The 7,827-nt window shown below is 71.0% G+C and carries 8 protein-coding genes; 4 read left to right on the forward strand and 4 right to left on the reverse strand.

What is annotated here, in order from left to right; genetic code table 11:
* Window positions 1-77 precede the first annotated feature (77 nt).
* Both KBX53_RS14755 and KBX53_RS14760 read right to left on the reverse strand, forming a co-directional pair.
* On the reverse strand, window positions 78-1,211 hold the full coding sequence (locus KBX53_RS14755) for a DUF1996 domain-containing protein (protein WP_210859816.1): 1,134 nt from the start codon (window positions 1,209-1,211) through the stop codon (window positions 78-80).
* 227 nt (window positions 1,212-1,438) lie between these two features.
* Entirely contained in the window at window positions 1,439-1,975 is a 537-nt protein-coding gene (locus tag KBX53_RS14760; protein ID WP_210859824.1) for a hypothetical protein, read from the reverse strand.
* Window positions 1,976-2,160: 185 nt separating this feature from the next.
* Here KBX53_RS14760 and KBX53_RS14765 point away from each other — a divergent pair, with 185 nt between their 5' ends.
* From KBX53_RS14765 to KBX53_RS14775, 3 genes are all read left to right on the forward strand, one after another.
* The gene (locus KBX53_RS14765) at window positions 2,161-3,420 is read left to right on the forward strand and encodes an Ig-like domain-containing protein (RefSeq protein ID WP_247675630.1); all 1,260 of its coding nucleotides are present in this window, start codon (window positions 2,161-2,163) and stop codon (window positions 3,418-3,420) included.
* 57 nt (window positions 3,421-3,477) lie between these two features.
* On the forward strand, window positions 3,478-3,930 hold the full coding sequence (locus KBX53_RS14770; protein WP_210859826.1) for a nuclear transport factor 2 family protein: 453 nt from the start codon (window positions 3,478-3,480) through the stop codon (window positions 3,928-3,930).
* Window positions 3,931-4,069: 139 nt separating this feature from the next.
* Window positions 4,070-4,453, forward strand: coding sequence for a MerR family transcriptional regulator (locus KBX53_RS14775; protein WP_030337651.1), 384 nt, complete (start codon window positions 4,070-4,072; stop codon window positions 4,451-4,453).
* A gap of 19 nt (window positions 4,454-4,472) precedes the next feature.
* On the opposite strand, the gene KBX53_RS14780 is transcribed toward KBX53_RS14775, so the two are convergent.
* Window positions 4,473-5,567: an ROK family transcriptional regulator gene (locus KBX53_RS14780; RefSeq protein ID WP_210859827.1), complete on the reverse strand. Its 1,095-nt coding sequence runs from the start codon at window positions 5,565-5,567 to the stop codon at window positions 4,473-4,475.
* A gap of 41 nt (window positions 5,568-5,608) precedes the next feature.
* Here KBX53_RS14780 and KBX53_RS14785 point away from each other — a divergent pair, with 41 nt between their 5' ends.
* Window positions 5,609-6,829 carry an MFS transporter gene (locus tag KBX53_RS14785; protein ID WP_036412593.1) on the forward strand — a complete coding sequence of 407 codons (1,221 nt, stop codon included), beginning with the start codon at window positions 5,609-5,611 and terminating at the stop codon, window positions 6,827-6,829.
* 67 nt (window positions 6,830-6,896) lie between these two features.
* Here KBX53_RS14785 and KBX53_RS14790 read toward each other — a convergent pair.
* A partial coding sequence (locus tag KBX53_RS14790; RefSeq protein ID WP_210859829.1) for an alpha/beta hydrolase occupies window positions 6,897-7,827 on the reverse strand: 931 nt, incomplete at its 5' end.

The following is a 7,827-nucleotide window of genomic DNA, read 5'->3' on the forward strand; positions in this document are numbered from 1 at the left end:
GTAGCGCCCACCAACCCCCCGCCCCCCACGCCGCTCTCCGACCGCTGACCCGCGACGCTCGGCCGGGCCAGGTCAGCTCAGAAGTTGCCTGCCGAGTCGCACTTCACGCCCTGGTCGAGACAGTTGCGCACCCGTGCGGCGAGCGCCTCGTCCCGCCACGCGTTGAAGAAGTCCGCGTGCATGGAGAACGACGTGCCGGAGGCGAGGGTGATGCCGTCGGTGTTCGCGCTCAACGGGTACGAGATCACGAAGGACACCGACGGCACGGGCACCGGGTGGCTCTTCGGGCAGGCCCCGGTGTGGTCCCCGTTGGCCATGTGTGCCTTGTGGTCGGGGCTGTCCAGGTGCTTGCCGTCCCAGCAGTCCGGGAAGGTGATCTGCCGGACGATGTTCGCGGTCTTGGCGCAGACCGGGAACGTCTTGTCGGCGCTGCGGCCGATCTCGCCGCCGATGCCGGCACACCAGAAATGGTTACCCTGCTTGTCCGCGGTGTCGACCTGGTTCTTGGCGTCGCCGGTGATCATTCGCAGGCCGAACGGGAAGGGCTGGGTTCTGCTCGGGTCCTTCAGACGGGAACCGTAGTAGACGGTCACCTCCTTCGGGTCCACGACCTTGCCGTTCTGGTACATCGTCGGCACCCAGTAGGCGGACTGGTCGTCAGGCGAGTTGCAGGTGGTCGCCTTCGACGCCCGCAGCGACTCGGCGGTCGAGGTGGCGTCGGTCGACCTGTTGCCCCAGAAGGTGTGGTTGTGCGAGGCGCCCACCAACTTGGGCAGCACGATCGGGTCGTCGCTGTTGTGGTGACTGGTCGTACAGCCGACGTTGAACTCGGGCACCGTGACCGGGTTTCCGGTCACCGGCTTGGGTTTGCGGGCGAAGAACGCCTTCGTCGCGGCGGCCTGCGCGGCCGCGTCGACCGTGATCCAGCCACCGGAGGCGGTGGGTGGGGCGGTGCTGGTCGCCGGGGTCGCCGGTGTGCCCGGCGCGGACGGGGTGGCCGACGGGCCCGGGGCGCCCGCTGTGGCCGACGGGCCGCCCGGTGCGGTGGCCGTCGGCGCGTCCGGGCCGGGCGTGATGGTGCCGGTGCCGCTGGACGGGCCGGACGCGCCAGGAGCGGCCGGCGTTTCCTTGCAGCCGGCGGCGAGCGCCACGCCCACCACCAGCAGGGCGGTGACCCAACGGCGGTGTCGAGGGGTGGATAGGAGATTCATCAATGGGGGCGCACCTTTCTTCCGAGCCCGAAGAATACGAGTCGGCCCCCTGCTCGTTTCCCACTGAAACGATTAATTCTCGCTTAAATAGCGCTCAGCGATTGCCTGTTCGGCTTTGTGGAGTCGTTTCGATGTCGACTCCATCTCAATTCTCTGTCTCTCTTCGAAAAACTGTAATCGGCGGCTGCGGCGGCACTCCACCTTCCGGGCCGGTCGGCGGGGCCCGGTCAGCAGCTGTCGCGCGCCTTGCGCAGGAACGTGTCCCGGGAGACGACCTTCGTCGAGTCACGTCCGTGCGGCGCGAGCACCTGGTCCGGCCCGATGCGCGGCAGGTCCGCGAGGGTGAAGTCCACCGAGATGGCGTCACGGCGACTCGACCCGCTGACGCTGTAGGTGACCTCGGGTCGAAGTTCGGTGAGTGGCTCGACGTCCACGTCCATGCCTGCCTCCGCCGCCGGAAGGTCGACAGGGTCAGCGACCTCCCAGCCCTGTGGCGGTTGGCCCAGCAGAGCGACCTCCACGACCTCGGTCGCGGGCGGACCGTTGACTCTCCACCTGACCAGGGGGCGAGCGGACCCATCGTTGGGGTGGTCGTTCTCGAACACGCCGAGCTGAGCGAAATCGTCGTCGCAGGTGACCAGCACGCCGACCGGTCGGCCATCCTGGACGGCGAGAGCGACCAGCGGCTCATCCGCCGGGGTGCAGGCGGTCAGCAGGAGGAGGGGGAGCGGTAGCAGAATCCATGGACGTCGTCTTCTCCGCATGTCGGCAGCATTCCATGGCACCATCACGCTTCGTTGTCCCGCGGGTCACGAAAGGGCGGCGCACCGGCGGCCGTCTCCGCCGGACGGTCCCACCTTCGTTGCGTGATTCCCGAGAAACAGCGCACCGCGTCGTCGGCGCGGAGAGAATTGCCGCCACGGAGAACACGAAGGCCGGGGGACGGTGGATGGGGATACGAAGGCGCATGGCGCTGGTGGCGGTGACCGTCGCGGCGACACCTCTGGTCCTCGGCGGGTGCACCGCCGAGCGGAAGCCTGCCGCCCGCCCCGCCGAGCGCGTGGCCCCGGCGCCGGAGTTGACCGTCGCGCCCGCCGACCTGTCCCGGGACGTGCCGCTCAGCGCCGAGGTGGTGCCGCTCGTCACGGGCGGGAAGATCACCGCCGTACGCCTTGTCGACGACACCGGCACGCTGGTCAGCGCGGAGCCACGGGAGGACCGCTCGGCCTGGGTGCCGACCGCTGCGCTGCGGCCGCGGCACACCTACACCGCGATGGTGACCGCCACCGCCGACTCCGGGCGGACCACCACCCGCACCACCACCTTCACCACTGCGGCGGCGTCGACGAAGCCGCAGGTGACCAGCACGTTGTCCATCGCCGACAAGCGGACCTACGGCACTGCCATGCCAGTGACCATCGGCTTCGAGCCACCCATCGCCCGCGAGGCCCGCGCCGACGTGCAGCGTCGGTTGTTCGTCACCACGAACCCACCCCAGCCGGGGGTGTGGTCCTGGGTGGACGACGGCAGTCAGGTCTACTACCGGGCTCGCGATCTCTGGCGGCCGGGCACGACCATCAGTGTCCGGGCCGGCCTGGCGGGTCTGCCGATCGGCGGGAGTCACGTCGGTGACGCCGACCGCACCGCGACGTCCCGGATCGGACGGCAGGTGGCGCTCGACATCGACAACGCCACCAAGCAGATGCGCGTGCTGCGCGACGGCAAGCTGATCCGCACGATCCCGGTCAGCCTGGGCAAGCGGGGCACCCCCACGTCCAGCGGCAAGATGGTGATCATGGAGAAGCACCAGCAGACCACGTTCGACACGCGCGGCGAGCCGAACGGCGGCTACGTGGTGGACGTCGCTGACGCCCAACGGCTCACCTGGGGCGGCGAGTTCATCCACGGGGCGCCCTGGTCGGTGTCGGATCAGGGACACCGGAACGTCTCGCACGGCTGCACGAACATCTCGCCGGCCAACGCCGACTGGCTGATGGGCGTCACCCAGGTCGGTGACCTGGTCACCGTCACCGGCACCGAGGTCCGGCTCCAGCCGGGCAACGGCTGGACGGCCTGGAACACCAGTTGGGCCCAGTTCATCAAGGGCAGCGCACTACCCGTACCCACGGATCTTCGGGCGGCGACGCCGCCGGCCCGCGCGGTAGCGGACGGTGCACCGACGCCGGGGCCGTCCGCCGCCGGCGGCTGAACCACCGGCGTCCGTCGGCGGACGCACCGCTTGTCCGGCGGCTCTACCCTCCGGGCCATGACGTACGAGCCGATGATGGTGCTCGGCCCGAGGCCCAACCGGACGCTTCGAACCGTCCTGATCGTCGTCGGCGCCCTGCTGGCGTTGTGCTGCGTGGTCGGCACCTGCGTCGGCCTCTGGCTCTACCGCTCGGTCAGGGACTCGGTCGATCCGGCCCGGGCGGCCACGACGGCGTTCCTCGACGACGTGCAGGCCGGCAACTACCCGGGCGCGTACGGGCAGCTGTGCGACCGGGTGCGCGACACCATGACGCAGGAGGACTTCGCCCGGGTCCAGGGCGCGCAGTTGAAGGTCCGCAGTTACGAGATCACCGGGGTGAACGTCAGCAACTACAACGGTCGGGTCACCGCGACCGCCCACGTCGATGCGGTCCAGGAGGTCACCGGCGCGCAGTTCAGCCAGGTGATGACGCTGGTCAAGGAGGACGGCGAGTGGCGGGTCTGCCAGTGAGGCACCGCGCCGTCGCGGCGCCTGCCTGACGGGCTCCCGGCCGGGTTGGGGACGAGCACCATACGAGCTACGGTGAAACCTGACGTTCATGTGAGGGGCGAGGTTGGGTGACTGGCGTCACCAGCCGGGGGAGGGGTCCATGCGGATCGGGGAACTCGCCACGAAGACCGGGGTGTCGGTACGAGCCCTGCGCTACTACGAGGAGCAGGGCCTGCTGACCGCCGCCCGGAGCGGTGGCGGCCAGCGCCACTACCTCGACGAGGCCATCGACCGGGTACGCCTGATCCAGATGCTGTACGCCGCCGGCCTGTCCAGCCGGACCATCCTGGACCTGCTGCCCTGCGTCGACGCGAAGGTCAACACACCGCAGTCGCGGGCCATGCTCCGCGCCGAACGCGACCGCATCGAGCGGCAGATCACCCAACTCCAGCAGGCGCGCGAGCGGCTCGACAGGGTCATCGCGCTCAGCGAGGGCCCGGCCAGCGGTTGCGCCTACACGGACACCGGTACACCGGACTCGTAGCGGTGCCGGTGGTCGGCGGTCAGCTCGCTGCCAGCGCCGGGATGCCGTAGTGCTGGTCGAGGACCTGTATCGCGGCGCCCGCGGCGATCACGTCCGCGCCCAGGCTGGACACTGTCACCCTCGTGCTGAGCCAGGCCGCACGCCGTGCGTCGGCCTGCACGGCTCCGGTGACCGCCGAGAGGTAGGTCTGCGGGTGCCGGAGGAGGTCCGCGCCCGCCAGCACCACGTGCGCGAGGTCGAGGGTCTGGAGCAGGTTGACCACGCCCACGGCCAGCACCCGGGCGGCGTGTGCGACGTCCCCGGCCTCGGCGGCGTGCTGGTGCACGATCTCCAGGCACCCGTGCCGGCCGCAGACGCAGCGGGGCCCGGTCAGGTCGACGACGGTGTGGCCGAATTCGCCCGCGTTGGTGTGCGCCCCACGGTGGGTCGCGCCGCCCAGCCGGAAGCCCGCGCCGATGCCGGACTCGACCATGATGAGGGCCGCGTCGCCGAACGTCGCGCCGTGCCGCCAGGCCTCCGCCGTGATCCCGGCGGTGACGTCCTTGTCCAGGTGGACGGGGAGGCCCAGGTGCTTCTCGGCGATCTCGCGCAGCGGTACGTCGTGCCAGTGCCGTAGGCCGTGGGCGTCGCGGACCAGGCCGTTGGCGTGGTCGAGTGGGCCGATCATGCCGATGCCCAGCCCGGTGAGCCGGCCCCGCAGGTCGCCGACGCCGGCCATCGTGTCGACGCCGGTGGCCAGGGCGTCGAGGAGCTGCTCCGGGGTGAAGTCGCGGGGCAGCGGGCTGACCGCCGAGTGGTGCACGGTGCCGGCCAGGTCGACCAGGACGAGCCGCAGTGTGCGCCGGGCCACGTGCGCGCCGATGGCGTACCGGCTGTCCGGGACGAGTTCGTAGACGACGGCGGGCTTGCCGATGCCCGGACGTCGGACACCGGCGGGGCGGATCAGGCCGTCGGCGGTCAGCCGGGCGATGACCTTGGAGACCGCCTGTGGCGTCAGGCCGGTGGCCTCGACCACCGTGGCGCGCTCGAAGGTGCCGGCGGTACGCCCCACCGCCATGACCAGTGCCTGGTTGTAGCCGCGCAGGAAGGTGACGTCGGCAGTGACGCGAGTCATCTCACCACCCTATTACGCAACGCTGTTGCTAAATTTTTTCGGTGATCGAGTTGAGCAGAGGTCGGCGGTTGGCGGCACTGGCCGCGCTGGCACTGGGTGGCGTCGCGGTCGGCCTGACCGAGTTCGTGGCGATGGGGCTGCTGCCCGACATCGCCCGCGGTCTGCTTCCGCACGAGTACGCGCAGTCGTCGTCGGACGCGGTCGCCCGCGCCGGATGGATGATCACCGCGTACGCGCTCGGTGTGGTCGTCGGCGCGCCGCTGATCGCCGCGTTGAGCGCGCGCCTGCCCCGCAAGAAGCTCGTCCTCGGGCTGCTCGTGCTGTTCGCCGTCGGCACCGTCGCCTCCGCGCTCGCCCCCACCTTCGACCTGGTGCTGGTGGCACGGTTCGCGGCGGCGCTGCCGCACGGCGCGTACTTCGGTGCGGCCGGTCTGCTCGCGGCGACCCTGATGGGCCCCGGCAACGAGGCGCGTGGGTTCGCCACGGTGCTCGGTGGTCTGACCGTGAGCAACCTGGTCGGCGTACCCCTCATCACGCGGCTCGGGCAGGCGGCCGGCTGGCGGGTGGCGTACCTGGTCATCGCCGGCTTCTTCCTGCTCACCCTGCTGGCGGTGCTGGCGGTCGTGCCGGAGGTCGCCGCGGCGGTCGACGGCTCGCCGGCGGCCGAGCTGCGGGCGCTGCGGACCTCGCAGGTCTGGCTGGTCGCCGCGACCGGCGCTGTCGGTTTCGCCGGCTTCTTCGCGGTGAACACCTACATCGCGCCGGTCACCACCGACGTCACCGGTCTCTCCGCCGCGACGGTGCCGTGGGCCCTGGTGGCGGTGGGTCTCGGGATGACCGTCGGCAATGCCCTGGGCGGTTGGTTGGCGGACCGCGACCTGCGGCGCAGCATGGTCATCGGCTTCGTGGCGATGATCGTGAGCATCGCCGTGTTCAGCCTCGTGGCGTCGACCCGCGTCGGTCTGTTCGTGGGCGCGTTCCTGGTCGGCGCGACCAGCCTCTATCTCGGTCCGGTCCTCCAGGCGCGCCTGATCACCGTCGCACCGGGAGCGCAGCTGATGGGCGCGGCGCTCAACCAGTCGGCAATGAACATCGCGAACAGCCTCGGCGCCGCCCTGGGCAGCGTTGCCATCGCCGCCGGCCTCGGTTACCTCGCGCCGGCCCGGGTGGGCGTCGTCCTGGCGGTCGTCGGGTTGGTCCTGGGGCTGGTCAGCTTCGCCGTCGGACGACGACAGCGGGTGCGCGTCCCGGCCACCGTCTGACAACCCCCCGGGCGGGTCCCGGCCATCCTCGCGGTTCGAGGTGGCCGGGCCGCCCCGGGGGACGCCGTCAGAAGTCGTCCACCGTGACCGTCACCCGGTCGGTGCTCGACTTCCAGTTCGGCACGTTGATCACCTCATGGCCACCACCGCGTTGACCCACGGTGATCCGCACCAGGCCGAGGTGTGCCGGCGTCGCCGGGATGAAGACGTCCATGCCGGTGATGAAGGTCTGGCTGAAGAACTCCGGCAGCGGGGCCGTCAGGTCCGTCACGCCATCGCTGCCGTCGTCGAAGGCGAAGATGCCGATCGTCCGCTTGGCGCGCGGGGTGTTCGCCGCGTTCAGGACATCCCTGCCGTTGATCCAGAGCCGGTCACCGGCGTCGCCCTGGTCGCCCCACCACTCCTTCTGCCGTTGGATGGTGAGCGCCGTGTGCCGGTCGCTGGTGTCGACCAGGGCGCTGAGGCCCTCGCCCGGCACGCTGGTCGCGAGGCGGACGAACGAGTCCGAGCGCAGGAACGGCTGGAAGTAGAAGTGGTGCGTCGCCGCGCCGGGGCGCACGATGGCGAACTCGTAGCGGGCCGTGGCGAGCACCGGGAGCGGGCCGAACGAGCCGTCGCCACCGAGCGACAGCCGATGCGCGGGCCGGTGTGACAGCCGGCCGCCGGTCAGCGGGCTGACCGGGTAGACCTCAAGCGTGGCACCGGTGACGCCGACGTTGCTCGGGAAGAGCACGGCGCGTCCGGAGACCAGGGCGGTGCCGAAGAGCTGGGGCACGATCCGCGTCGTGTGCGGCGCGCGGCCCCGCAGGAATCGGAAGACCTCGGTGAACGACTCCGCCGACGACACGGTCTGGGTGTGCGACTGGTCCGACAGGTGCACGTTGGTCGCGCCGACGATGGCGCGGGCCGGGTCGCCCTCGCCCCAGATCGCCAGGGTGGGCACACCACCCGGCGGGGCGGCGGCGGTGCGCCCGTCCAGGTTGACGTAGTGCGCGACC

Origin of the sequence: Micromonospora sp. M51, from assembly GCF_018070305.1 — a bacterium.
GTDB classification, from domain to species: Bacteria; Actinomycetota; Actinomycetes; order Mycobacteriales; family Micromonosporaceae; genus Micromonospora; species Micromonospora parva.

Excerpts from the sequence above, each read along its gene's own strand:
- KBX53_RS14770 (WP_210859826.1), top strand. The coding sequence starts at position 3,478 with ATGACGTACGAGCCGATGATGGTGCTCGGCCCGAGGCCCAACCGGACG.
- KBX53_RS14765 (WP_247675630.1), top strand. The coding sequence starts at position 2,161 with ATGGGGATACGAAGGCGCATGGCGCTGGTGGCGGTGACCGTCGCGGCG.
- KBX53_RS14760 (WP_210859824.1), bottom strand. The coding sequence starts at position 1,975 with ATGCGGAGAAGACGACGTCCATGGATTCTGCTACCGCTCCCCCTCCTC.
- KBX53_RS14755 (WP_210859816.1), bottom strand. The coding sequence starts at position 1,211 with ATGAATCTCCTATCCACCCCTCGACACCGCCGTTGGGTCACCGCCCTG.
- KBX53_RS14775 (WP_030337651.1), top strand. The coding sequence starts at position 4,070 with ATGCGGATCGGGGAACTCGCCACGAAGACCGGGGTGTCGGTACGAGCC.
- KBX53_RS14780 (WP_210859827.1), bottom strand. The coding sequence starts at position 5,567 with ATGACTCGCGTCACTGCCGACGTCACCTTCCTGCGCGGCTACAACCAG.